We start from the raw sequence: 24,052 nt of genomic DNA on the forward strand, positions 1-24,052 counted from the left end.
GTCTTTTTTCAAGAACGATTTAACAGAATGGTTTTTACCAAGAGGGGATTTCCTATGATGCATTGCCCATTGTGCGGTAGCGTGGCACACACCCGCTCCAGCCGCTATTTGAGTCAGTCGACCAAAGAACGTTATCATCAATGCCGGAACATTAACTGTAGTTGCACATTTGCTACTCATGAGTCGGTTGCGCGTGTCATTGTCAAACCTGGCGACATTATTCCAGCACAGCCACATCCAGAAAAAGGCAAGTCAAGTACCGCCAGGTTGTGATTCAGAAAGGCTGCAGCTCATTTGCGACTGAATCGAGCGCTTACATAAACAAAAAATACCATGCCTATCACATAAAAAGGCCTACCATAACGGCAGGCCATGATAACGATTAAACGTTCTATTGCTTCCAGGCAAGCCACGCTTAAAGGCCGCGGTATCCCTTGATTTTCAGCACAATCAGTTGCGTTTCTCGCAGGGTTCAGGTGCATATCCGTGATCTTTAGGGAAAGCCTGTGGCTGGCAATCAGGTAATCTTTCTGGTGCCATTTCAAACAGAGCAATACCGATGACCCCCGTATTATCGATATCACCAGATGTAGAATGTGCAGCATAGCTGGCTTCGGGTTTTGCAAAACGGAATGCCGCCACCGCAGAATCGCTCTTACGGAAACCTTCAATGGTCAAAGAAGATTTAGGCCGAATCAGATAACCAGATTGGGACAACGAGCCAGCACGGCCAGAAATCACATCCAGACCATCAACAGTGGCAACGATTTCATAGGAGGTACTAGAGCTACGGTTGTAAAAATGAAGCTGATAACGCTCACCTTCTTTAGCGGCCAGCGTATATTCATCACTGCTACGCTTTCTCAGCGCCATATTACGCCTGCGTCCGTCTTGTACGCTCACCTCAACAGCCGCCATTGGGATAATGGTCGTTTTCAACGAGCCTTCACTTTCCCCACCGTTATAATAAATCGCTACCACGCGCTCAGGTGAACTACGCAAACGGGTTGCATCTACGCTAACCACACTGGAAGAGACATTTTCACCCCATTTGGTCCCTAGTTTCACAGCAGGTTCAGTTGCCGTCAAACGCTCTGCGGATGCGCCTGATTGTGAGAGAGGTTGCTGACTGTTACATCCAACAAGAGTGATAGCCAATCCCAAAGCCAGAATGGCCTTGCGGATAATGCCTGCTTTCATTGTTTACTCCTATTTTATTTGAATTTCCGTTAGAGGTGCATTATGTGATGTGGATAAACAAAAATATTCTAAATAACTCGGGTTGCCCAAGGATGACAACCTCACGCCACCAGCTAATAAGCAACGAAAGGCGAGCCCCTTAGAGGTCAAGTCATAAAGCAACTTAAGGTGTGGCATGTTTACTGATTAATTGGCTAGCAACTCAGTATTATGCCCAATGAAATTAAGAATACAGGTTCAATTATCTGAAAATGACCATTAATTCGGCACGTCAATGACGTCCGTTATTTTTAGCACCAGCAGGATTCGAACAAACCTTAATTTTTATTAAGATTAAATGAAAAGCTCCCGTTCGAATTATTACAGCAACGTAAATGAACGCCTATTTAAGCAACACGCTGGTTCCACGTTGTTAATCTATAATCGCAACATAAAAAAAGGGCCCACCATAACGGCGGGCCCTGATAACTATTAACTTTCGGATGCAGTGTTAGCCTACGCGGTTCAGGCGCTCTTTGATACGAGCAGCCTTACCAGTACGCTCACGCAGGTAGTACAGTTTGGCTTGACGAACGGCACCACGACGCTTAACAGTAATGCTGTCGATTACTGGGGAGTGAGTCTGGAATACACGCTCAACACCTTCGCCGTTGGAAATCTTACGAACAGTGAATGCAGAGTGCAGACCGCGGTTACGGATAGCGATAACCACGCCCTCAAATGCCTGCAGACGTTTTTTGCTACCTTCAACGACCCATACCTTAACTTCCACGGAATCACCCGGACGGAATGCAGGTACGTCTTGCTTCATCTGCTCTTGTTCAATTTGCTTAATAATGTTGCTCATAATATGTCTCTTACCCTAGGTAAACTGATATATCGGTCCCGTCTACATTAGACGTTCCCTTCATAGTCCTGCTACTTGGCCTGATGTTCCCGTTGGAACTCAGCCAGCAACACCGCTTGCTCGTCAGTCAGAGCTAGGCTTTCTAGAAGTTCAGGTCTTCTAAGCCAGGTACGGCCCAGCGACTGCTTTAAGCGCCAGCGACGTATCTCGGCATGGTTGCCCGACAGTAAAACCGGCGGAACCTCCATCCCTTCTAACACCTCGGGGCGGGTATAGTGTGGACAGTCCAGCAATCCATCAACAAAAGAGTCTTCTTCTGCTGAAGCCTGATGGCCCAGCACGCCCGGTATAAAACGAGCGACTGAATCAATCAACGTCATTGCCGGTAGTTCCCCACCGCTGAGGACGTAATCGCCGATTGACCATTCTTCGTCAATTTCGGTTTGGATCACGCGCTCATCAACCCCTTCGTAACGGCCACACACCAGAATCATCTTCTGATTAACCGCCAGTTCGCGCACACCGGTTTGATCCAGCTTGCGCCCCTGAGGTGACAGATAAATCACCTTTGCTCCCTCGCCTGCCGCTGCTTTTGCTGCATGAATGGCTTCCCGTAAAGGTTGCACCATCATCAACATTCCCGGTCCGCCGCCGTAAGGGCGCTCGTCCACGGTACGATGCCGGTCGTAAGTGAAGTCACGCGGACTCCAACACTGCACGCTCAGCAGGCCATTTTTTACTGCCCGGCCAGTCACCCCGTAATCGGTGATTGCGCGGAACATCTCAGGAAACAGGCTTACAATACCAATGAACACCCGCCAATCCCCGTATTGTCATTCCACTTGCTTCGACCGTTAAATTCGGAGGTCAAAAACCAGGATCCCACTCGGCCTCAATCACCTTGGCCGCGAGATCGACTTTCTTGATAACCTGCCCATGAAGAAACGGGATCAACCGCTCCTTCATGCCAAATGCATCTTTCAGGTTTGCCCGCACGACCATCACGTCGTTTGAACCGGTTTCCATCATGTCGATGACTTTACCCAATTCATATCCAGAAGTGGTGATTACCTGGCAACCCATCAGATCTTTCCAGTAATAATCATCGCCTTCCAGAGGAGGCAATTGCTCAGAATCTACGACGATTTCACAGTTCGTCAGCAAATTCGCTGCATCCCGATCATCAATGCCTTTAACCTTGATAATCAGATCCTGACTGTGGCGCTTCCAGTCTTCTAACTCAACAAGCTGCCACTGACCCGCCTGCTGGATAAACCACGGCTGATAGTCAAATATGCTTTCGGCGTTCTCGGTGGATGAAAACACTCTGAGCCAACCACGAATGCCATAAGTAGACCCCATTTTACCGAGTACAATCGGCGTAATCGGTGCTACCGGTTTGAGTTGCTTGCTCATTGCCACCACCGCGACAGATTAAGCGACTTTCTTAGCTTCTTTGATCAGCGTAGAAACGCGATCAGAAACCGTTGCACCCAGACCCTGCCAGTGCTCAATGCGATCCAAGTCCAGACGCAGTGCTTCAGCCTGACCAGAAGCGATCGGGTTGAAGAAGCCTACACGCTCGATGAAACGACCATCACGAGCATTGCGGCTGTCGGTCACTACTACTTGATAGAACGGACGCTTTTTAGCGCCGCCACGTGCCAAACGAATTGTTACCATAACATCCTCTTTAGTTAATAAAACAGCCGGGCCCCATTGAGGGACGGGGCCCGGTTGCAATATAAAAAGCCCGAAAATTTTACTCATTTTGGCGCAAAAAGCAATCTAAAGCATCGATTACCAGGAATTCGTTTTTGCAACCCGTCCGATTTCAGGCTGTTTTTACCGCGAACGGCAACTCTTTGAACGCGTTCATATTCATGAATGCGTACTTAAAAGTATCTGGAATTACAGCGTTATTGGCTGTAACGCCAGCCAAGTAACCTGGGAACTCTAACGGCCTGGGAAACCCGGCGGCATCATGCCTTTCATGCCGCGCATCATCTTCGCCATACCGCCTTTCTTCATCTTTTTCATCATGCGCTGCATTTCGTCGAACTGTTTCAACAAACGATTAACGTCTTGCACCTGCATGCCAGAACCCGCAGCGATGCGGCGTTTGCGCGAACCCTTGATAATTTCTGGTTTGGCACGTTCTTTCAACGTCATGGAGTTGATAATTGCTTCCATACGTACCAGAACTTTATCATCCATCTGAGATTTCACGTTGTCCGGCAGTTGCCCCGCTCCCGGCAATTTGCTCAGCATGCTGGCCATGCCGCCCATATTGCGCATCTGTTTCAACTGATCCAGAAAATCGGTCAGATCGAAACCGTCACCCTTTTTCAGCTTATTAGCCAGCTTTTCTGCCTGAGCACGATCAACTTTGCTTTCAATATCCTCAATCAGCGACAGCACATCGCCCATACCGAGAATACGTGAAGCAACGCGATCTGGATGGAACGGCTCCAACGCGTCGGTTTTCTCACCCACACCCAGGAATTTTATCGGTTTGCCAGTAATATGGCGGATAGACAGCGCAGCACCACCACGCGCGTCGCCATCGACTTTGGTCAGCACCACACCGGTTAGCGGTAGCGCTTCGTTGAACGCCTTGGCGGTATTGGCAGCATCTTGCCCGGTCATCGCATCAACCACGAACAGGGTTTCCACCGGTTTGATCGCCGAGTGCACCTGTTTGATTTCGTCCATCATCGCTTCGTCAACGTGCAAACGACCAGCGGTATCGACGATCAGAACGTCGTAGAATTTCAGCTTGGCGTGTTGCAACGCGCGGCTAACGATATCGAGCGGTTTTTCTTGGATATCCGACGGGAAGAAGTCAACCCCTACACCTTCTGCCAACGTTGCCAGCTGTTTAATCGCTGCTGGGCGATACACGTCGGCAGAAACCACCAGAACTTTTTTCTTGTGTTTCTCTTTCAGGAACTTGCCAAGCTTGCCCACGCTGGTGGTTTTACCCGCACCTTGCAAACCCGCCATCAACACCACCGCCGGCGGTTGTGCTGCCAGATTGAGTTCCGTATTGACTTCGCCCATCGCCGCGATCAGCTCGCTTTTGACGATTTTGACGAATTCTTGGCCCGGCGTCAGACTCTTGTTCACTTCATGGCCAACCGCACTCTCTTTCACGCGGTTGATGAAGTCACGCACCACCGGTAGCGCAACGTCTGCTTCCAGCAGAGCCATACGCACTTCACGCAAGGTATCTTTAATGTTTTCTTCGGTCAGCCGCCCACGGCCACTGATATTGCGCAGAGTGCGCGACAGTCGATCGGTTAAATTTTCAAACATTGTCTCATGCTCAACGTAGAGTCAGGCCGCAGTGGCGACACAATTGCGGCGATTATAACATGAAGCGGAGACGATCTCTGCCTCAGCGTTGGAGATCGGTTGGAGTGAAGCGCGCTCAACGCTATACTGAGATTCCAATTAATCTTGCCGATGTTAAATAACGCTATGCCAGTTTTCGCCATTGTGGCTTTGATAGCCTACTTGCTCAGCCTTGGATTGATCATTCCCAGCTTATTGCGGAAGAATAGCGCTTATCGTCGGCTTGCACTTGTTTCGGCCGTGGTCGCGTTAATCTGCCACGCCGTAGCACTCCAGCAACGCATTTTTGATGTTAACACCGGGCAAAACCTCAGCCTGCTGAACATTGGTTCAATCGTCAGTTTGATTATCTGTTCTGTGATGACCTTTGTTGCCTCACGCGATCGTGGTTGGTTTCTACTGCCCATCGTCTACAGTTTTGCACTCATCAATCTGGCATTTGCCAGCTTTCTGCCTGGTGAATTCATTACTCATCTGGAAGCCAGCCCGGAATTGATGGTACATATTGGCTTGGCACTGTTCTCTTACGCCACGCTGATCATTGCCGCGCTCTACGCCCTGCAATTAGCCTGGCTTGACTATCTGTTGAAGAACAAAAAGCTCAGTTTTAGCGCCGATATGCCCCCCTTGATGAGCATTGAACGCAAAATGTTCCACATTACCCAGATCGGTGTCGTGTTGCTGACATTAACACTGTGTACCGGCCTGCTTTACATGGATAACCTGTTCAGCAGAGAGAATGTGCATAAAGCCGTGCTCTCGATCATGGCCTGGTTTGTCTACATCGTCCTACTGTGGGGCCATTATCACGAAGGTTGGCGTGGCCGCCGTGTGGTTAAATTCAGTTTTGCAGGTGCCTTTCTTCTTACGCTGGCCTATTTCGGCAGCCGCCTGATCCAGGAAGTGATGGTGCGCTAGAATACCGTTCATTCTGGTGAGGCTATCTTTCCCTCTACCATAAGGAATACCGCGTTGGAGCACGTTTCGACTGGGTCCCTCATCTTCATTCTGGTAATTATGATCGTGGTCTCCGCCTACTTTTCGGCATCCGAAACCGGTATGATGACGCTCAACCGCTACCGTCTCCGCCATCTGTCTAAACAGGGTAGCCGGACAGCGCGCCGGGTGGAAAAACTGCTGCAAAAACCCGATCGCTTGATTGGCCTGGTACTCATTGGTAATAACCTGGTCAATATCCTGGCCTCGGCATTAGCCACTATCGTCGGTATGCGTTTGTATGGCAATTTTGGCGTGGCGATTGCCACAGGGGTGCTGACATTTGTCGTCCTGCTGTTTGCGGAAGTGTTGCCAAAAACTTTTGCAGCCCTTTACCCGGAACGTATTGCCTTCCCTAGCAGTTTCCTGTTGTCTCCCTTACAGAAAATCATGTTTCCACTGGTGTGGTTGTTGAACTGCCTTACCACTCTGCTGCTGCGTATTTTCGGTATTCGCACTAATGTGCGTATCAGTGGTTCACTGAGCAAAGATGAGTTACGCACCATCGTCAATGAATCGCAAAGCCAGATTTCACGCCGTAATCAGGATATGCTGATTTCAGTACTGGATCTGGAGAAAGTAACGGTAGATGACATCATGGTGCCACGCAACGAGATCGTCGGTATTGACATCAACGATGAGTGGAAATCAATCATGCGCCAATTAACCCATTCACCGCATGGCCGCATCGTGCTCTACCGCGACTCACTGGACGATTCTATTGGCATGCTGCGCGTGCGCGAAGCTTACCGCTTGATGACCGAGAAGAAAGAATTCAACAAGGAGAATCTACTGCGTGCTGCCGATGAGATTTACTACGTGCCGGAAGGGACGCCGCTCAATGTGCAATTGGTGAAATTCCAACGCAACAAAGAGAAGGTGGGTATCGTAGTGGATGAATACGGGGATATTCAGGGCTTGGTTACGGTAGAGGACATCCTCGAAGAAATCGTTGGTGATTTCACCACCTCCATGTCACCCACTTTGGCAGAAGAAGTGAATCCGCAAAGCGATGGTTCAGTACTGATTGATGGAACGGCCAACGTGCGCGAGTTGAATAAAGCCTTTAACTGGACCTTGCCCGCCAGCGAAGCCCGGACCATAAATGGCATGCTGCTGGAAGCGTTGGAAGATATTCCGAATATCGGCAAACGGGTACGTATCGGCAACTATGATATTGATATTCTTGACGTACAGGAGAATATGATCAAACAAGTACGTGTCACGCCGATAACATCGCTGCAAGCCAGCGTGCAAAACCATTAAACCAAAAAAGACGCGGTTTTCGCGTCTTCAGATTGAGCATTGGCAAAATTAGAGATGAAGTTCTTTCAGCTTCTCTTTTGGTAATGCCAACTCCTCGTTATGGTTCACAACCACACCATGATCGAGGATATGCTTGGCAATTTCCTGTGCTTCTTCCAGCGAGTGCATGTGGTAGGTGCCACATTGGAATTCATTGAGTTCAGGGATTTTACGCTGGTCAGTGACTTTCAGTACGTCGGTCATTGCCGCTTTCCAAGCATCGGCGACACGTTGCTCTTCAGGTACACCAATCAGGCTCATATAAAAACCGGTGCGGCAGCCCATTGGTGAGATGTCGATAATCTCAACGCCATTACCATTCAGGTGATCGCGCATAAAACCGGCAAACAGATGCTCCAGCGTATGAATTCCACGTTCCGGCATTACTTCCAGATTCGGGCGACAAAAGCGCAAATCGAATACGGTGATAGTATCGCCATGAGGCGTTTGCATGGTTTTAGCGACGCGGACAGCCGGAGCCGCCATGCGAGTATGGTCTACGGTAAAACTATCCAGCAGTGGCATGTCGTCACCTCCTCATAAATAGTATTTATTTCAAAAACTTTTTTCGTCTTTAAGGAAACCTTTTCCAACCCCGCGTGTCTGAGTATGTGAAAGACGCGCATTTGTTATCATCATCCCTGTTATCAGAGATGTATATTTGGCCACATTGATGTGGCCTTTTTCTTTTTCAGCTCCCACCGCCGTTTGCTTTCAGGAACTCATCAAAGCTTAGCGTATCGCTAATCTCCAACTCTCGCTGACGCAGCCATGATGCTGCCTGTTCCTGAGCCAATTGCTCCTCAGTCAGGAGTTCCAGCGGTTCCTCCATCAGCATTTTGCGATACTGTTCCGCCAAATCAAGACCAACACGGCCAGTACCTTCCGCTTTCATCGCCTTAAGGATACGGGCTGAGAATGTCAACTCGGGATCGTCAAACGCAGCAACCAACTCATCACAAACCTGCTGATACTGTTGATTACCCGCTTCGTTATCCAATACTTCGGCCACGCGTTTCAGGTCATTAAACAAAGCCTTACCCACGGTTCCCAGTGGTTCGCGAATATCATCACAGCCCATGCCAATCACCTGCCCCGGTTTGCGCCCTTCCAGAATAACGCGATTCCAGTTTTTACGGGTACACAGCAGTTCATCACTACTCATCTCCGGTGCATCAGCCAGCACACACCACACCAGGAACAGATCCAGGAAACGAGCTTGGACAGCATCAACACCGATTGGCGAAAATGGATTGATATCCAGCGAACGTACTTCAATATATTCGATGCCACCACGCAGCAAGGCATCGGAAGGTGTTTCACCGCTTCGGGTTACCCGCTTCGGCCGGATGGGTGCATACAGCTCGTTCTCTATCTGTAATACATTACTGTTCAGTTGCAGATAACGGTCGCCTTCCTTCACCCCCAACTTGGCATACTCTTCCGAAGGCGTAGCAATGGCTCGTTTCAGCCCTTTTACGTAGCTTTGCAAGTCGTTGAAGGTAATACCCAGATTACTTTGTGATTTATTGGTATAGCCGAGATCGCTCAAGCGTAGCGAGGTCGCATAGGGCAAGTAACACATGCCCTGCGCATTGCGCTCAAATGGCAATGAAGTTTCACGCCCTTTCAAAAACGAGGAACAAATTGCCGGAGAGGCGCCAAACAAGTACGGAATCACCCAACCAAAGCGATAATAGTTACGGATCAGCCGGAAATACCCCGCCGAGATCTGCTCTTTACCACTTTCGGCGTCTTCAACTCCTGCCCATGCCTGCCAAAACTCCAGCGGCAGAGAAAAATTATAATGTACACCGGAAATAGTCTGCATCAACGCACCATAGCGGTTCTTCAAACCTTCACGGTAAAGCGTTTTCATACGGCCAATATTGGATGAACCAAACTGTGCCAGTTCGATATCCTGCTCAGCCTCGATGAAACACGGCATACTCAACGGCCACATGCGTTCATCGCCCAAATTGCGAGCCACATGCCGATGAATATCACGCAAAAACGCCAGCAAGTGCTCGATATCACCATCAACCGGCGTAATAAACTCTAACAATGCCTCGGCAAAGTCTGTAGTAATCCAACTGTGCGTTAATGCCGCACCCAGTTTTTCTGGATGGCCGGTAGTGGCCAGCGAACCCTCTGCGGTCACCCGCAGTGTCTCGCGTTCAATACCACGCCGAATCCCTTTTAAAGCATGAGGGTGGGCTTCCAGCCAAGAAAGTGCCTGTGATACATCCGGGATCAAATCGACCTCCCGCTGCTAAAAACGATAACTTGTCAGCATATTAAATCTGCTGCCAAGAGAATATTGAGTTACACCCTTCATCCTGCAAACTGCCTCTTTGTTAGTTTTGTTACTTGCCCCTTAAGGGCTGCTGCAAGCAGCATGCAAATTTGCTCAAAGCAGATTTGCCGCCTTCCCCATTCACCTAGTTGGCTATGCTCTTGGAGATTCACTCGCTTACTACTTTGATACATCTTGAATGATTTTGGGTCTATATTCACTTGGTTAATGCCACCAGGCAATTCCCTGTAGCGTAATCATAGTTAATATGATGTAACGCAGCGCTTTTCCAAGACACAGAAACAACGTAACAGAGCCCCATGGCATACGCAGCCAACCTGCCAACACGCACAACAAATCGCCCACTACCGGCATCCAGCTGAGCAACAGCGCAGCCGGGCCAAAACGTTTTAACCAACCGAGAGCTGTTTCCAACCCCCGTTGCGATTTCAACGCCGGTAACAGACGCCCGATAATGACATTGGTTAATCCACCCAGGGTATTTCCCAATGTTGCAGCTAACACCAGCATACCCGGTGAAACACTGCTGTTGGTCAGCAAAGCCACCAACACAACCTCTGAGTTGCCCGGTAGCAGCGTCGCACTAAGGAAGCTGCTACCAAACAGAGACATGAGTGCCAACATACTAGTCACAATGTACGAACATCTACCACGGCCATATTCGCCCGCTCAGCGGCCTGAATGCCAAAATCGGCATCTTCAAACACCACACACTGTTCTGGTGGTATACCAATCAGCTCCGCGCAGCGTAGAAACGTATCCGGTTCGGGTTTATGACGTTGCACATCGTCAGCCCCCACAATAGCATCAAAGTAATCACGCAACCCTAAATGGCGCAGCAACATCTCCGCCACGCGATGCTCGCTGCCGGTTCCCACCGCCATTGGGCGACGACCACGATAAGATTTTACCACGTCAATCAACGGCAATGGGCGAACACTCTCCAGCAGCATGATCTCTACTGCTTGGGTTTTCTCTGCGGCAAGATGATAGGGATCAAGATCGGCCTGATATGAATCAATAATCGCCTGAGCAATGCGCCAGGTTGGAGAACCGTTCAGAGCCACCATCGTGGCTTCATCAAACGCCATACCATAGCGTGCCAGCACTGCATGCCATGCCTTGCGATGTGTCGGCTCGGTATCCAGAATCGTGCCATCCATGTCGAAAATCAGCCCCTGGTAGCGATCGTACATCTTGGCTCCGCCAGCGTTGAAGAAAGAAAACCACTTTAGCGTAAAGCCGAAAGCTTGTCGCTGTTTGAGCATGACGGAAAGTGCTGTATTAATGCAGGAATTATTAGAAACAGAAAGCGGGGTTTTCTAAGATGGTGCATCCAGGAGGATTCGAACCTCCGACCGCTCGGTTCGTAGCCGAGTACTCTATCCAGCTGAGCTATGGATGCAATTGAATTTGCTACAACGAATTTACTTTGCGAAGCCAAGAATGGTGCATCCAGGAGGATTCGAACCTCCGACCGCTCGGTTCGTAGCCGAGTACTCTATCCAGCTGAGCTATGGATGCGATTAAATTTGCTATAACGAATTTACTTTGTGAAGCCAAGAATGGTGCATCCAGGAGGATTCGAACCTCCGACCGCTCGGTTCGTAGCCGAGTACTCTATCCAGCTGAGCTATGGATGCAAATGGCGGTGAGGCGGGGATTCGAACCCCGGATGCAGCTTTTGACCGCATACTCCCTTAGCAGGGGAGCGCCTTCAGCCTCTCGGCCACCTCACCATGCGCTTCTTTCGAATTGTGCCTAACTTGCTTTAAGAGAAGCTCATCGGCACTGCGTGGCGCACATATTACTTTCCTCGACTTATAAGTCAAACAATTTTTCCTAACTCCTGCACGTTTGCACAAATCACAGACAACATGCGTGATTTCACAGCAAAAAGAGTGTTTTACCGGCAGGAAAATATCACGGTAGCGAGTATGAAAATCTGCACAACAGGAAAAAAAGATCGGAAGAAGCACACAAAAAATAATAGAGGATTCAGAAGGGCATGATTAAGGAGCGCCTCACTCTGAGACGAGACGCTCTTTAGGAATCAGTAAGTCGTCTGTTGAGACTTCTCAGCCTGGATGCGCTGATAGATTTCCTCACGGTGGACAGACACCTCTTTAGGAGCATTCACACCAATACGCACTTGGTTACCTTTAACCCCTAGCACTGTGACCGTGACCTCATCGCCAATCATGAGGGTCTCACCAACTCGACGAGTCAGAATTAACATTCTTTGCTCCTTGAAAGATTAAAAGAGTCGGGTATCTCAGTTTCCCCGCCATTATCCATCATATGTAGTGAAAACGTAAGCCATAGAACCCACATAAATGTAAGCAGGCTTGCATCACTCCAGATTACGATAAGTTTAGTTGACCTGAAAAACTTTATTTCCGTCATTACAGTTACATTAACTTAGCACTATAAAAAACGCCATAATTCATAATGAGTTATGGCATTTTTATGCAACTATTTATTTATCTTCACAGCTTCGAAACCACCCAGGCTTCAACGCTGTCTAACGCGCCAGGCAAAGCATTGACATCGCTTCCCCCGGCCTGCGCCATATCCGGGCGGCCACCGCCTTTGCCGCCAACCTGCTGCGCAATGTGGCCAATCAGTTCCCCTGCTTTCACCCGGTCGGTCAGGTCTTTCGTCACCCCAACAATCAGGCTGACTTTTCCTTCTTCTGCCGTAGCCAGAACAATGATCGCAGAACCTAGCTGATTTTTAAGATCATCAACCATAGTACGCAATATTTTAGGCTCCACGTTATCCAACTGGCTGACCAACAGTTTAGTCCCTTTTACTGGCTTCGCCTTACTCGATAAAGAAGCACTTTCCAGCGCAGCCTGTTGATCCTTCAACTGTTGCAGCTCTTTTTCTAACGCACGGGTACGATCGAGCACCGCACGCACTTTATCCGCCAGGTTATTGCTGTCACCCTTCACCAAATGGGCGACGTCCTGTAACAGATCGCTTTGCTGATGCAGCGTAGCAATGGCCTTTTCGCCGGTAACGGCTTCGATGCGACGAATACCGGCAGCAGTACCCGATTCACTCTGAATACGGAACAGGCCAATATCCCCGGTACGATTGGCGTGAGTACCACCGCATAACTCGGTAGAAAAATCCCCCATAGTCAGCACACGCACGTGATCGTCGTATTTTTCGCCAAACAGCGCCATCGCACCTTTTCTTTTGGCTGCCTCCAACGCCATAACGTCAGTTTCCACCACCAGGTTACGGCGAACCTGCTGATTTACCAAATCCTCTACCACACGAATTTGTTCCGGCTTCATCGCTTCAGAATGAGAAAAATCGAAACGCAGATACTTGTCATTCACTAATGACCCCTTCTGCGTAACATGATCGCCCAAAGTTTGACGCAGTGCCGCATGCAACAGGTGGGTTGCCGAGTGGTTCAAACGAATACGATTACGGCGTGCGCTGTCAATCACAGCGTCAACCGAATCATTCAGTTTCAAAATACCTGAAACCAACGTGCCTTGATGACCAATCGCCTGACCATATTTTTGCGCATCATTGACCACAAACTCTATGCCAGTTGCTTTCAGCACGCCTTTATCACCAACCTGGCCGCCCGATTCTGCATAGAATGGGGTTTCATCCAGTACCACCACGGCCTCTTCACCCGCATAAATCGCTTCCACTGGCTGGCCATCACGGAACAATGCGGTCACTTTCGCCGGCTGTTCGTCACGATCATAACCATTGAATTGGCTGGCACTTTCAACACGGATCATATTGTTGTAATCAGCACCAAAACCACTCGATTCACGTGCCCGGCGGCGCTGCGCTTCCATTGCCTGCTCAAAACCCGCTTCATCAACCTTCAAGCCACGCTCACGGCAAACATCAGCGGTCAGATCAACCGGGAAACCGTAAGTATCGTACAGGCGGAATGCTGTTTCACCAGCCAGGGTATCACCCTGCAATTTGGCCAACTCATCATCCAATAACGCCAAACCGCGTTCCAACGTGCGAGCAAATTGCTCCTCTTCGGTTTTCAATACCTGTTCAACCAGCGCCTGCTGGCGCTTCAGCTCATCGGCAGCCGAGCCCATTACAGCAATCAACGGGGCAACCAGCTTGTAGAAGAAAGTGTCTTTCGCACCTAATAGATTGCCATGGCGGATCGCACGGCGAATGATACGGCGCAGCACGTAACCCCGATTTTCGTTTGATGGAGTAACCCCATCAGAAATCAGGAATGCGCACGAACGAATATGGTCAGCGATAACACGCAACGATTTATTATTCAGATCCGTTGTACCAATCACGTTAGCAACGGCACTAATCAAGGTGCTGAACAGATCGATTTCGTAGTTGGAATTCACATGCTGAAGAACCGCGGCAACACGTTCCAGCCCCATGCCAGTATCTACCGAAGGTTTCGGCAGTGGCTGCATAGTACCGTCGGATTGGCGATTGAACTGCATGAATACAATATTCCAGATCTCAATATAGCGATCGCCGTCTTCTTCCGGGCTGCCTGGTGGGCCACCCCAGATATGATCTCCATGATCGTAGAAAATCTCGGTACATGGGCCACATGGGCCAGTATCGCCCATCTGCCAGAAGTTATCGGAAGCAAAGGCTGCACCTTTATTGTCGCCGATACGAATAATGCGCTCAGCAGGAACACCTATCTGTTGCTGCCAAATGTTGAAGGCTTCGTCATCGGTCTCATACACGGTAACCCACAGCTTCTCTTTTGGCAGGTTGAACCAGTTTTCACCCGTCAGTAATTCCCAGGCATAACCAATCGCGTCGTGTTTAAAATAATCACCGAAACTGAAGTTACCCAACATTTCAAAGAACGTGTGGTGACGTGCGGTATAACCAACGTTTTCCAAATCGTTATGTTTCCCACCCGCGCGTACACAACGTTGCGAAGTGGTAGCACGTGAATAGGCTCGCTTGTCCAGCCCCAGGAAAACATCTTTAAATTGGTTCATACCCGCATTGGTAAACAACAATGTCGGGTCATTATCAGGTACCAGAGAGCTGCTTGAGACAATCTGGTGACCTTTGCTGTGGAAGAAATCGAGAAACGCTTGACGGATCTCAGCGGTGCTCTTGCTCATAATTTTCCTGGAAAGGCTAGAATAACGACACGTGAACAAGAGGCACGACATCCTGACGATATCATCTGGTTCACGAACTAAAAGTGGGGATAAGATAAATTTTCTTCAGAGGGAAGTAAAACCCCGTGTGCACTCATTGCGCAAAATCACGGTAAATTGACTGAATTTCTTCTTGAAAAAAGCCACGATAGAGCAAATAACGCTGTACTTTAGCTTTACCTTGCCATTCCTGCGGTAGCGGATCGCCAAATTTCCGCTGGGCAACCTGCTTAGCCTGTTCACACCAATCGATGTCACATGCGGCCAATGCTGCCTGCACAATCTCTTTCTCCACGCCTTTTTGCAGCAGTTCAGAACGGATGCGTTGTGCGCCATAGCCCTTGCGGCTACGCCCGCTAATAAAACTACTGGCAAAACGCCGATCGTCCAGCCAGCGATGCTGATAGCAATAGGCAATGACTTGTTCAATAAGCGCAGGATCAATGAGTTCTTCAGAGGGATTCGCAGGGAACATCGAACCTGACTTAGCATTCCCTATCAATGATGGCAGCACCGCAAGTTTACGGCGTAACTCTACTTCACTGTGGTCGCGTAAGGACAACAGCCGCATGGCCCGGCTTATCAAGGCATTCAATGCCTTACTATTTGGGCGGGGAATCACATCATTCATACGCTACAACCTTGACAATCAGCATGCGCACCACTTTGGTACGCATGCTTACCAGCAAAAATCAGAATTCTTCGCTAGTTTCTGTTTCGTCATCATCTAAATCTTCAGCAATAGCGGCAACCAGTTCACCATTGCTGTGTAATAACAAATCACGCAATTTTTTATCCAACTCAGCAGCAACCGCTGGGTTCTCTTTCAAGAAGTTACAGGCATTAGCTTTACCTTGGCCGATCTTCTCACCATTGTAGCTGTACCATGCGCCCGCTTTTTCGATCATTTTGTGTTTAACACCCAGATCGACCAGTTCACCACGGCTGTTAATACCTTCTCCATACAGAATTTGGAACTCAGCCTGTTTGAATGGCGCTGCAATTTTGTTCTTCACCACTTTCACGCGGGTTTCGCTACCGATAACTTCGTCACCTTCTTTGATCGCACCGATACGGCGGATATCCAAACGGACAGAAGCATAGAACTTCAAGGCGTTACCACCTGTCGTGGTTTCCGGGTTCCCAAACATCACCCCAATTTTCATACGGATCTGGTTGATGAAGATCAGCAATGTATTGGCATTTTTCAGGTTACCGGCCAGTTTACGCATGGCCTGGCTCATCATGCGCGCTGCCAGCCCCATGTGTGAATCACCGATTTCACCTTCGATTTCCGCTTTTGGCGTCAACGCAGCCACGGAGTCAACGATGATCACATCAACCGCGCCTGAACGGGTCAAGGCATCACAGATTTCCAGTGCCTGCTCTCCGGTATCTGGCTGCGAGCACAGCAGGTTGTCGATATCAACACCCAATTTCTTGGCATAGATAGGGTCCAACGCATGCTCGGCGTCAATAAACGCACAGGTTTTACCTTCACGCTGGGCGGAGGCGATAACCTGCAGGGTGAGAGTGGTTTTACCCGAAGATTCAGGACCATAAATCTCAACGATACGGCCCATTGGCAGGCCACCAGCCCCCAAGGCAATATCCAGTGACAGTGAGCCAGTGGAGATCGTTTCTACGTCCATGGAGCGGTCTTCACCCAAGCGCATGATGGAGCCTTTGCCGAACTGTTTTTCAATTTGGCCCAGTGCCGCAGCTAACGCCTTTTGCTTGTTCTCATCAATCGCCATTTTTGCTCCTTCGTTTTGCAATGCCGGTATGACCCCACACTGCCGCTGAATGTATGTTGTGCAGGAAATGTCACTAATTATACTGTATGGTCATACAGTATCAAGCCAAATTTTACAAAAAATCGTCAAGTGCTGTTTGCAGCGCAAAAATTGTCGCTTGCAACCGCACGGCATCGCGATCGCCAGCAAATTGCATTTTGTACGCCTGTACACGGCCAGCACGCTCGGCAAAACCAAACCAGACGGTTCCGACCGGTTTTTCTTCACTGCCGCCATCCGGGCCTGCAATACCGCTGACCGAAAGCGCCAGATCGGCCTTGGCAGCATGCAGCGCACCAACAGCCATCTCGCACACCACGGCTTCACTCACCGCACCATGCGCTACCAAGGTCGCTTCCTTCACCCCCAACAATTCGTGTTTTGCTACGTTGCTGTAAGTCACAAAACCACGATCAAAATAGGCTGAACTACCTGCAATATCAGTAATCGCTTTGGCAATGCCCCCACCGGTACAAGACTCTGCACAGGTGATCCACTGCCCATTGGCTTTCAGTTTTTGCCCGACAGAAATACTGAGTTTACGCAGAGTTATCTCACTCATAGGCACTCCTTAGTGAACCAGGGTATATGCGCCCGATAGTAACATTTATCAAGCCTCGTTAGCCGAGGTTATGCTGGGAAATGCGTGATGTTTCGCAGGTCATGCCATGTTAATTGCTCGTTCTTATCGCTGGGTTGTAGCAAGAAATACAAAGGGATTGAGTCATGGCAAACTCAATCCCCATATGCTCTTTACTTATGCTACTTGGCAATTATTGCCCACGCCGCGCCCTGCCAACGGCTTCACCCAACTGCCATACCGCCATGGCATAGTGAACACTGTGGTTGTAGCGGGTAATTGTGTAGAAATTGGGTAATCCGTACCAGTATTGATAGCGGTTGCCCATGTCCAAGCGCAGCAGGCTGACTTGCTGATGGCCCTCAAGTGAGCCTTGTGGCGTTAAACCCGCCGCAGATAAGGTCGTGATGGCGTAGCTGGTTTTGAACCCTGTCTCCAGCCCAGGAGCCTTGCCACTGGCAGGAATCGCCACTGTGCCCCCTTTGGTCCAGCCATGGGCCTTGAAATAGTTGGCGACGCTGCCAATAGCATCCACCGGGTCCCACAGGTTGATATGGTTGTCACCATTAAAATCAATGGCATAACTTTTAAACGATGAGGGCATAAACTGGCCATACCCCATGGCCCCTGCATAAGAACCGCGCAATGACAGAGGATCATCACCTTCAGCACGCGCCATCAGCAGAAAGGTTTCCAGTTCACCAGTAAAAAACTCAGCACGACGCGGATATTCAAAAGCCAACGTAGCCAACGCATCGATAATGCGAGTTTTGCCCATCACCCGGCCCCAACGGGTTTCCACCCCGATAATGCCAACAATAATTTCCGGCGGTACCCCATAAACCTGCCAGGCACGCTGTAGCGCTTCTTCATATTTATTCCAGAACACCACACCGTTTTGCACATTCTCGGGGGTCAAAAACTTGCTGCGATAGCGAATCCAAGCACCATTAGGGGTTGTTGCTGGCCGGCCAGCCGGAGCCTGTTTATCCATCAGGCGTATCACCCAATCCAGCCGTTGTGCCTGTGCCAATACATCATGTAACTGCTGGCGCTCGAAACCATGCTCTTGCACCATGTTATTGATAAAACGGGCCGTCGCCGGGTTATCGGCAAAATCGCCACTCAATGGATGAACTGCATGTTCCGGCTCAAGCAGAAAACCGCTCTGAACCAGGCTGCCCTGCGGGGGTTGCTCTATCGCAGCAGGTTCACTGCTACAGGCAACAAGTAACGGGAGCAACGGTAAGAAGGTAACCAGGTGGCGCATCGGATATCCATATAACCAGACCAAAAGAGTTGTTGCTATGTTAAGGCATTGTCTAGCGCGAACAAACAGGAATATGCGCCCGCACCCAGCAACTCGATAAACATAAAATACCCCAACGAAAAGTGAGGAGTCATATACACTTATAATGCTTACATCTCTACAAAAAATAACGGTTCAACCACAAAACCTCAGGGTGTCGTATTGATTGGGTTGTTTTGATGTCAATCCGCAATTGAAGTGTTGCATACCCTAAACAATGTGAGTTGCCGAAAAACCAGCACTGATGCCACTTGCAGTATGGCGAGCCTAGAGCCCAACAACACAGAGGTATAACGTTATGAGTAAACTCCCAGAAAAAGAACCCGCACGCCGAACTTTATTAAAGCGCACTGCCGCCCTTTCCGTTCTCGCCGTGACTGGCATTGCAGGTTTTACCGCACCTTCCATCTCTTTTGCCGCCGCGATGACTAAAGAACAACGCGACAAAATGACGCCTGATGAAATTATCGAGAGCTTTAAACAAGGCAACATGAGATTCCGTAAAGGGGAAATGCAGCAACACGACTATGTAGCTCAAAAACAAGCCAGCCAGCACGGGCAATTCCCAGCGGCGGTGATTTTAAGCTGTATCGATTCCCGTGCCCCAGCGGAGATCCTGCTGGATGTCGGGATTGGCGAAACCTTTAACTGCCGCATCGCCGGTAATATTCAAAATGACGATATCCTCGGCAGTATGGAATTCGCCTGCGCCGTCGCGGGTGCCAAAGTGGTACTGGTCATGGGGCATACTGCTTGCGGTGCGGTAAAAGGTGCCATTGACAATGCCGAACTGGGTAACCTGACCGGGTTGCTCAACAAGATCAAACCGGCTATCGACAAAACCGTCTATGAAGGCGACCGCTCGGGTAAAAACGATAGTTTTGTGGATGCGGTAGCCAAAACCAACGTTGAAATGACGATTGCCAATATCCGTACCAACAGCCCGGTGCTGAAAAAACTGGAAGAGGACGGGAAAATAAAAATCGTGGGTAGCATGTATAACCTGGATGGCGGAAAAGTGGATTTTCTTTCCTAACCGACTCTCCTTACTATGAAATAGATGCAGCGACCAGCCCCCTTCACGTCGCTGCCCCTTCATGCCCCCAACCCCACTTTTTTCAGGTGGTTTTTTGTAGCTTAGCCAGCAGGGTTTTCCGGGTAATGCCCAACTGTTTTGCCGCTTCCGTTTTATTGCCCCCGGTTTTTTCCAATGCCGCCAAGATGGCGTTTTTCTCCACCCACTCCAGGGGTTCGATCGGCTTCCCCACCTGGTTTTCAGGGCTTTCGTTAGCAAACTGGCTGATGCTCAACGGCAGCTCTTTCTCGCTGATAAAGTCACCGGTCAACAAAATAACGCTGCGTTCTACCGTGTTTTCCAACTCGCGCACGTTACCGGGCCAGTGATATTTCAGCAGCATATCCATGGCCTGTGGAGTAAACCCTCTCACTGACTTATGGTTACGCTCAGCAAATTTTTCCAGAAAGTGCATCGTCAACAGAGGAATATCTTCCCGACGAGCCCTCAGTGGCGGGCTTTCCACCGTCACCACGTTTAGACGATAGTAGAGATCCTGACGGAACCTGCCTGCTTCTACATCGGCCAGCAGATCGCGGTTGGTGGCGGCGATCAACCGCACATCGACAGACAGCGTCTGGTTGCTGCCAACCCGCTGAATTTCCCGTTCCTGAATCGCCCGCAGTAATTTCGCCTGCATCAGCGGTGATACTTCACCAATCTCATCCAAAAATAACGTCCCTTGATGTGCTTCCATAAAGCGCCCTTCCCGGCGCTTGTCTGCCCCGGTAAACGCCCCTTTCTCATGGCCGAACAATTCGGACTCCAATAATGACTCACTCAACGCCGCGCAGTTGATACTCACTAATGGCCAATCCTTACGCAGGCTGTTGGCATGCACCGCCCGGGCGATCAGCTCTTTCCCCGTACCCGACTCACCACAGATCAGCACAGTAGCTTCCGAAGGGGCGATCATGGCGATCATCTCCATCAGGCGGCGCATGGGAACACTGCGCCCTAGCATATTCTGGTTATTCGCCACCAACTGCTGTTTGAGGGTTTTATTCTCGGTCTTGAGAGAGGTATGTTCCAACGCCCGTTCGATGGTGAGCTGCAAGATGTCGAAATCCAGCGGCTTGGTCAGGTAATCATAAGCACCGGACTTTATCGCCTCTACCGCTGACTCAACGTTAGAATAGGCCGTCATAATCAGGATCGGGATTGCCGGGTTGTAGGCTTTGATCGCCTTGAGTGCCTCAATACCATCCAGTTCTGCCATGCGAACATCGGTCAGAATCAGGTCAAACGGAGTTTCCTTGGCCTGCTCCACCGCCGCCAGACCGTTATGCGCCAGGCTGACCTGATACCCCCATCCGTTCATCAACGCCTGAATAATGGTGCAATGGCTCAGGTCATCATCCACCACCAAGATATGCACATTAGACGTCGCCATGCTCAGAAGCCTCCTGCTTTTTATGTTTCAAGGGGATCACCATCTCAAAGCGCGTACCTGATTGCGGATGGCTGGTCACGGTGATTTTGCCTTGATGCTCTTCGATCACTTTCTGCACAATGGTTAACCCTAGCCCTGTACCTGTGGCTTTAGTCGTGAAATAAGGGTTAAAGACTTTTGTCAGCTCGTCTTGCCCGATGCCCTTACCGGAATCTGTAACGGTGATGCACAAACCCTCTTCACGCCGCTGCGTAACACCAACCTCAAGCAAACCATTCGCACCTATTGCCTGAATAGCATTCAAATACAGATTCAGTAAAACCTGCGTAAAACGATCTGGATCGATTTCAATCGCAGGTAACATCTCATTACTGCAATAACGGATAGTAATGTTTTTATTCTCTGCATCTTGGCGAATCAGGTGTAATGAATGGGCGATCACTTCGTTGATATTTACCTGTTGCAGCCGCAAATCAACGGGCCGTACCAGCGCCAGCAGCTCACTAATCACCCGATTCAGACGATCAACCTCCTTCGCCATTACTTTAGCCAACGCCTGTTCTTCACTATTTTGCGGCGAGCGATTTTCAAAATATTTGGCAAAACCTTTGATTGAGGAAAGCGGATTGCGGATCTCATGGGCCAGGCCCGCAGCCAAATCACCGATCGCCGCCAATTTCTCTTTCCGCCGTACTTGGTCTTGCAGTTGGCGAACTTCCCGCATATCGCGGAAGATAAACAGGTTCCCCAGGAAATTGCCGCTGTCGTTGACAATATTGGCTACGCTGATACTCAAAGGCAGGAATTGCCCGTTAGCCAACTGGTAGTCAATGTCATGCTCAATAACCGGTTGACCGTTACGGTGGTTTTCAACCCGTTGATTCCACTCTGCAGGCAACGCACGATGAATATTCTGCCCCAATAACCCGCTTGCTGGGCTGCCCAGCATCGCTTCTGCCGCCTGGTTGACCACGCTGATCTGCTGGTGCTCATTGGTCGTGATCAATCCGATAGGCAGATTGCTGATAATTTCCGTTGAAAAAGTTCTGGAGTCTTGCAGTTGCTGGCGGGAACGCTGATAGCGCCGTGCCCAGAACAGTGCCAAGAGGCACGCCAGCACCAACAATGCCAGAATGGCCAGCAGGATCACCGTATTGCGAATATCTTTAGCCTGGGTCGCATCCAATGCCAAGGTATCGAAAGCCGCAAAAATGATATTTTGCTCCTCATCCTGCGCATCGCGGCTGCCGTCCATCTCCGGTGCCATGGTTCGGTGCATACCCATCATATGAGCACCATGGCCACTACCGCGTTTCAGCGGTTTAAAGAAACGATAGGTTTCAAAAGCATTCTGACGATTATTTTCCTGGTCAATAAAAGTGGTCATGTGCCATTGTTCAGCCCCCGCCACTTTTAATGCATCCATTTCTTGCTGGCTATACAACGGGGTTCCAACCCGAGCCGGATCGCTATGCGCCAGAATGTAGCCTGAAGCATCCGTAATGGCGATATACAGCACCCCCGGCTGATAAGCCATTTCTTCTAATAAAATCTGGCGTTGATCCTGCCGCCAACGCATCCCCATGCCTGTGCGGGCACCGGATTCAAATGAACGGATCAGTACCGCGCTTTTTTCTCGCAGCGTCTGGATTTCGATTTCCCGTCCACGGTTCAGGTCTTTTATTGCCATCGTGATAATAATGCCGATCAATATCATCACCGAACCAATCAAAATCCAGACCGATAATAAGCCAGATTTCTTTTTATCTGCCATTAAGCCGTATCCCTCGTTTAAGGTGATGTAGAGAAACAGATATCGCTATGCGGGTAATTTTTACCCACACTATAAACAAAGTGAGTAATTATTACCCGCATCACCTGTAAGTTGATGCCAGTATCGTCCCCCCATTCTGCCTGGATTAATTTTTAATCTCGCGGTTGCAATAATAGCGCCCACAGGCTGAACTCCCTGCTTCCCGCGTTTGCTCCGGTAAACCACTTCATAGCGAAGAACATCATATTCATACAAGTATCATGCCAAGCAAATCATGGCATGCCGCTTGCTATAACAGGCAGGAATACCTCAAACATAAGGAAACTCACCATGACACTAAATAAAACCACCCTTGCCGCCCTATTCTCTCTTGCCACACTGGCAGGATTTAGCCACCTCGCCATGGCACAAAATGGTATGCATAGGTACAACATGGCGAACTCGCAGGGAATGAACCAGGGGATGGGTTATCAGCACGGCGGCTATATGAGCAATCTGACGCCAGAACAGCAGGCTAACAGCCAAAAGGCGTTCGATGAATTTCAGCTGAAAACGGCTGATTTACGGCAACAAATGATGTCCAAGCAATATGAGTACCAAGCGCTGCTCACCAGTAAACCACTGGATGAACAGAAGGTTCTGGCAGTCAGTAAAGAAATTACCGTGTTACGTGACAACCTCTATCAACAGCGTGTTGAACTGGACACCCAATTAGCAAAAGCCGGAGTACCTATGATGGGGCACAGAATGGGGGAACCAGGAATGCATGGCGGCGGCCGTGGCTGCCGTTAAACCCTGGGATCCTGCCTGTCAGGCAGAAAATAACCGCTAACATGTCCCTTCCCTGCCTTTGAAACGACGGAGAGAACGCTTGGTTATCTCAAGGTTCTCTCCTGGTATCCCCAGCTCAATATCTCTCTCTTCCCGTCATCATGGCGAAAAAATCA

General features: G+C 49.6%; 23 protein-coding genes and 4 tRNA genes. 5 read left to right on the forward strand and 22 right to left on the reverse strand.

The window, feature by feature from the left end; translation table 11 throughout:
• Window positions 1-54 precede the first annotated feature (54 nt).
• A complete protein-coding gene (locus tag Z042_RS25355) occupies window positions 55-273 on the forward strand; it encodes an ogr/Delta-like zinc finger family protein (protein WP_071882859.1) in 219 nt (72 codons plus the stop codon).
• Window positions 274-450: 177 nt separating this feature from the next.
• Here the strand turns inward: Z042_RS25355 and Z042_RS22460 are convergent, their stop codons facing one another.
• From Z042_RS22460 to ffh, 6 genes are all read right to left on the reverse strand, one after another.
• A complete protein-coding gene (locus Z042_RS22460) occupies window positions 451-1,200 on the reverse strand; it encodes a hypothetical protein (RefSeq protein ID WP_024910477.1) in 750 nt (249 codons plus the stop codon).
• A 490-nt stretch (window positions 1,201-1,690) separates the two neighbouring features.
• Window positions 1,691-2,047: a 50S ribosomal protein L19 gene (gene rplS / locus Z042_RS22465; RefSeq protein ID WP_024910476.1), complete on the reverse strand. Its 357-nt coding sequence runs from the start codon at window positions 2,045-2,047 to the stop codon at window positions 1,691-1,693.
• A 71-nt stretch (window positions 2,048-2,118) separates the two neighbouring features.
• Complete coding sequence (trmD, locus tag Z042_RS22470; RefSeq protein ID WP_037405621.1) at window positions 2,119-2,862, reverse strand: tRNA (guanosine(37)-N1)-methyltransferase TrmD; 744 nt, start codon at window positions 2,860-2,862, stop codon at window positions 2,119-2,121.
• A 52-nt stretch (window positions 2,863-2,914) separates the two neighbouring features.
• A complete protein-coding gene (gene rimM, locus Z042_RS22475; protein ID WP_024910475.1) occupies window positions 2,915-3,463 on the reverse strand; it encodes a ribosome maturation factor RimM in 549 nt (182 codons plus the stop codon).
• Between the two features lie 18 nt (window positions 3,464-3,481).
• Window positions 3,482-3,730, reverse strand: coding sequence for a 30S ribosomal protein S16 (gene rpsP, locus Z042_RS22480; RefSeq protein ID WP_024910474.1), 249 nt, complete (start codon window positions 3,728-3,730; stop codon window positions 3,482-3,484).
• 273 nt (window positions 3,731-4,003) lie between these two features.
• Window positions 4,004-5,365, reverse strand: coding sequence for a signal recognition particle protein (ffh, locus tag Z042_RS22485; RefSeq protein ID WP_024910473.1), 1,362 nt, complete (start codon window positions 5,363-5,365; stop codon window positions 4,004-4,006).
• Window positions 5,366-5,530: 165 nt separating this feature from the next.
• Here ffh and Z042_RS22490 point away from each other — a divergent pair, with 165 nt between their 5' ends.
• Together Z042_RS22490 and Z042_RS22495 are read left to right on the forward strand one after the other, a co-directional pair.
• Window positions 5,531-6,322, forward strand: coding sequence for a cytochrome C assembly family protein (locus tag Z042_RS22490; protein ID WP_024910472.1), 792 nt, complete (start codon window positions 5,531-5,533; stop codon window positions 6,320-6,322).
• A gap of 54 nt (window positions 6,323-6,376) precedes the next feature.
• Window positions 6,377-7,666: an HlyC/CorC family transporter gene (locus tag Z042_RS22495; protein ID WP_024910471.1), complete on the forward strand. Its 1,290-nt coding sequence runs from the start codon at window positions 6,377-6,379 to the stop codon at window positions 7,664-7,666.
• A 48-nt stretch (window positions 7,667-7,714) separates the two neighbouring features.
• Here the strand turns inward: Z042_RS22495 and luxS are convergent, their stop codons facing one another.
• The 14 genes from luxS to mltB all read right to left on the reverse strand — a co-directional run bounded on the left by luxS (window position 7,715) and on the right by mltB (window position 18,824).
• Window positions 7,715-8,230 (reverse strand): S-ribosylhomocysteine lyase, encoded by a 516-nt coding sequence (gene luxS / locus Z042_RS22500; protein ID WP_024910470.1) that lies wholly within the window; start codon window positions 8,228-8,230, stop codon window positions 7,715-7,717.
• A 166-nt stretch (window positions 8,231-8,396) separates the two neighbouring features.
• Window positions 8,397-9,962 (reverse strand): glutamate--cysteine ligase, encoded by a 1,566-nt coding sequence (gene gshA, locus Z042_RS22505; RefSeq protein ID WP_024910469.1) that lies wholly within the window; start codon window positions 9,960-9,962, stop codon window positions 8,397-8,399.
• A gap of 264 nt (window positions 9,963-10,226) precedes the next feature.
• Window positions 10,227-10,634: a YqaA family protein gene (locus tag Z042_RS22510; RefSeq protein WP_417903546.1), complete on the reverse strand. Its 408-nt coding sequence runs from the start codon at window positions 10,632-10,634 to the stop codon at window positions 10,227-10,229.
• Between the two features lie 17 nt (window positions 10,635-10,651).
• Window positions 10,652-11,218 (reverse strand): fructose-1-phosphate/6-phosphogluconate phosphatase, encoded by a 567-nt coding sequence (gene yqaB / locus Z042_RS22515; protein ID WP_024910467.1) that lies wholly within the window; start codon window positions 11,216-11,218, stop codon window positions 10,652-10,654.
• Window positions 11,219-11,350: 132 nt separating this feature from the next.
• Window positions 11,351-11,427: transfer RNA gene (locus Z042_RS22520), tRNA-Arg, on the reverse strand.
• A 42-nt stretch (window positions 11,428-11,469) separates the two neighbouring features.
• Window positions 11,470-11,546: transfer RNA gene (locus Z042_RS22525), tRNA-Arg, on the reverse strand.
• Between the two features lie 42 nt (window positions 11,547-11,588).
• A tRNA-Arg gene (locus Z042_RS22530) sits at window positions 11,589-11,665 on the reverse strand.
• A 3-nt stretch (window positions 11,666-11,668) separates the two neighbouring features.
• Window positions 11,669-11,761: transfer RNA gene (locus Z042_RS22535), tRNA-Ser, on the reverse strand.
• A gap of 314 nt (window positions 11,762-12,075) precedes the next feature.
• Window positions 12,076-12,261 (reverse strand): carbon storage regulator CsrA, encoded by a 186-nt coding sequence (csrA, locus tag Z042_RS22540; protein WP_004091602.1) that lies wholly within the window; start codon window positions 12,259-12,261, stop codon window positions 12,076-12,078.
• 250 nt (window positions 12,262-12,511) lie between these two features.
• Complete coding sequence (alaS, locus tag Z042_RS22545) at window positions 12,512-15,139, reverse strand: alanine--tRNA ligase (RefSeq protein WP_024910466.1); 2,628 nt, start codon at window positions 15,137-15,139, stop codon at window positions 12,512-12,514.
• Between the two features lie 133 nt (window positions 15,140-15,272).
• Window positions 15,273-15,773, reverse strand: coding sequence for a recombination regulator RecX (gene recX, locus Z042_RS22550; RefSeq protein ID WP_024910465.1), 501 nt, complete (start codon window positions 15,771-15,773; stop codon window positions 15,273-15,275).
• A gap of 97 nt (window positions 15,774-15,870) precedes the next feature.
• Window positions 15,871-16,935: a recombinase RecA gene (gene recA, locus Z042_RS22555; RefSeq protein WP_024910464.1), complete on the reverse strand. Its 1,065-nt coding sequence runs from the start codon at window positions 16,933-16,935 to the stop codon at window positions 15,871-15,873.
• 112 nt (window positions 16,936-17,047) lie between these two features.
• Window positions 17,048-17,536 carry a nicotinamide-nucleotide amidase gene (pncC, locus tag Z042_RS22560; RefSeq protein ID WP_024910463.1) on the reverse strand — a complete coding sequence of 163 codons (489 nt, stop codon included), beginning with the start codon at window positions 17,534-17,536 and terminating at the stop codon, window positions 17,048-17,050.
• 211 nt (window positions 17,537-17,747) lie between these two features.
• On the reverse strand, window positions 17,748-18,824 hold the full coding sequence (mltB, locus tag Z042_RS22565; RefSeq protein ID WP_024910462.1) for a lytic murein transglycosylase B: 1,077 nt from the start codon (window positions 18,822-18,824) through the stop codon (window positions 17,748-17,750).
• A 337-nt stretch (window positions 18,825-19,161) separates the two neighbouring features.
• Between mltB and Z042_RS22570 the strand changes: the two genes are divergently transcribed.
• Complete coding sequence (locus Z042_RS22570; RefSeq protein ID WP_024910461.1) at window positions 19,162-19,899, forward strand: carbonic anhydrase; 738 nt, start codon at window positions 19,162-19,164, stop codon at window positions 19,897-19,899.
• An 82-nt stretch (window positions 19,900-19,981) separates the two neighbouring features.
• Here Z042_RS22570 and Z042_RS22575 read toward each other — a convergent pair whose 3' ends face one another.
• Together Z042_RS22575 and Z042_RS22580 are read right to left on the reverse strand one after the other, a co-directional pair.
• Entirely contained in the window at window positions 19,982-21,331 is a 1,350-nt protein-coding gene (locus tag Z042_RS22575) for a sigma-54-dependent Fis family transcriptional regulator (protein ID WP_024910460.1), read from the reverse strand.
• Window positions 21,318-23,105, reverse strand: coding sequence for an ATP-binding protein (locus tag Z042_RS22580; protein ID WP_024910459.1), 1,788 nt, complete (start codon window positions 23,103-23,105; stop codon window positions 21,318-21,320). Before Z042_RS22580 ends, Z042_RS22575 begins: the two co-directional genes overlap by 14 nt.
• A gap of 330 nt (window positions 23,106-23,435) precedes the next feature.
• Here Z042_RS22580 and Z042_RS22585 point away from each other — a divergent pair, with 330 nt between their 5' ends.
• Entirely contained in the window at window positions 23,436-23,897 is a 462-nt protein-coding gene (locus Z042_RS22585) for a periplasmic heavy metal sensor (protein ID WP_024910458.1), read from the forward strand.
• Window positions 23,898-24,052 lie beyond the last annotated feature (155 nt).

Source organism: Chania multitudinisentens RB-25 (genome assembly GCF_000520015.2).
Lineage (GTDB): Bacteria > Pseudomonadota > Gammaproteobacteria > Enterobacterales > Enterobacteriaceae > Chania > Chania multitudinisentens.

Bases quoted from the DNA above. Each gene is read 5' to 3' on its own strand.
- Z042_RS25355 (WP_071882859.1), top strand. From the start codon at position 55: ATGATGCATTGCCCATTGTGCGGTAGCGTGGCACACACCCGCTCCAGC.
- Z042_RS22460 (WP_024910477.1), bottom strand. From the start codon at position 1,200: ATGAAAGCAGGCATTATCCGCAAGGCCATTCTGGCTTTGGGATTGGCT.
- rplS (WP_024910476.1), bottom strand. From the start codon at position 2,047: ATGAGCAACATTATTAAGCAAATTGAACAAGAGCAGATGAAGCAAGAC.
- rimM (WP_024910475.1), bottom strand. From the start codon at position 3,463: ATGAGCAAGCAACTCAAACCGGTAGCACCGATTACGCCGATTGTACTC.
- rpsP (WP_024910474.1), bottom strand. From the start codon at position 3,730: ATGGTAACAATTCGTTTGGCACGTGGCGGCGCTAAAAAGCGTCCGTTC.
- ffh (WP_024910473.1), bottom strand. From the start codon at position 5,365: ATGTTTGAAAATTTAACCGATCGACTGTCGCGCACTCTGCGCAATATC.
- Z042_RS22490 (WP_024910472.1), top strand. From the start codon at position 5,531: ATGCCAGTTTTCGCCATTGTGGCTTTGATAGCCTACTTGCTCAGCCTT.
- luxS (WP_024910470.1), bottom strand. From the start codon at position 8,230: ATGCCACTGCTGGATAGTTTTACCGTAGACCATACTCGCATGGCGGCT.
- Z042_RS22510 (WP_417903546.1), bottom strand. From the start codon at position 10,634: ATGTCTCTGTTTGGTAGCAGCTTCCTTAGTGCGACGCTGCTACCGGGC.
- yqaB (WP_024910467.1), bottom strand. From the start codon at position 11,218: ATGTACGATCGCTACCAGGGGCTGATTTTCGACATGGATGGCACGATT.
- csrA (WP_004091602.1), bottom strand. From the start codon at position 12,261: ATGTTAATTCTGACTCGTCGAGTTGGTGAGACCCTCATGATTGGCGAT.
- alaS (WP_024910466.1), bottom strand. From the start codon at position 15,139: ATGAGCAAGAGCACCGCTGAGATCCGTCAAGCGTTTCTCGATTTCTTC.
- recA (WP_024910464.1), bottom strand. From the start codon at position 16,935: ATGGCGATTGATGAGAACAAGCAAAAGGCGTTAGCTGCGGCACTGGGC.
- pncC (WP_024910463.1), bottom strand. From the start codon at position 17,536: ATGAGTGAGATAACTCTGCGTAAACTCAGTATTTCTGTCGGGCAAAAA.
- mltB (WP_024910462.1), bottom strand. From the start codon at position 18,824: ATGCGCCACCTGGTTACCTTCTTACCGTTGCTCCCGTTACTTGTTGCC.
- Z042_RS22570 (WP_024910461.1), top strand. From the start codon at position 19,162: ATGAGTAAACTCCCAGAAAAAGAACCCGCACGCCGAACTTTATTAAAG.
- Z042_RS22575 (WP_024910460.1), bottom strand. From the start codon at position 21,331: ATGGCGACGTCTAATGTGCATATCTTGGTGGTGGATGATGACCTGAGC.
- Z042_RS22580 (WP_024910459.1), bottom strand. From the start codon at position 23,105: ATGGCAGATAAAAAGAAATCTGGCTTATTATCGGTCTGGATTTTGATT.
- Z042_RS22585 (WP_024910458.1), top strand. From the start codon at position 23,436: ATGACACTAAATAAAACCACCCTTGCCGCCCTATTCTCTCTTGCCACA.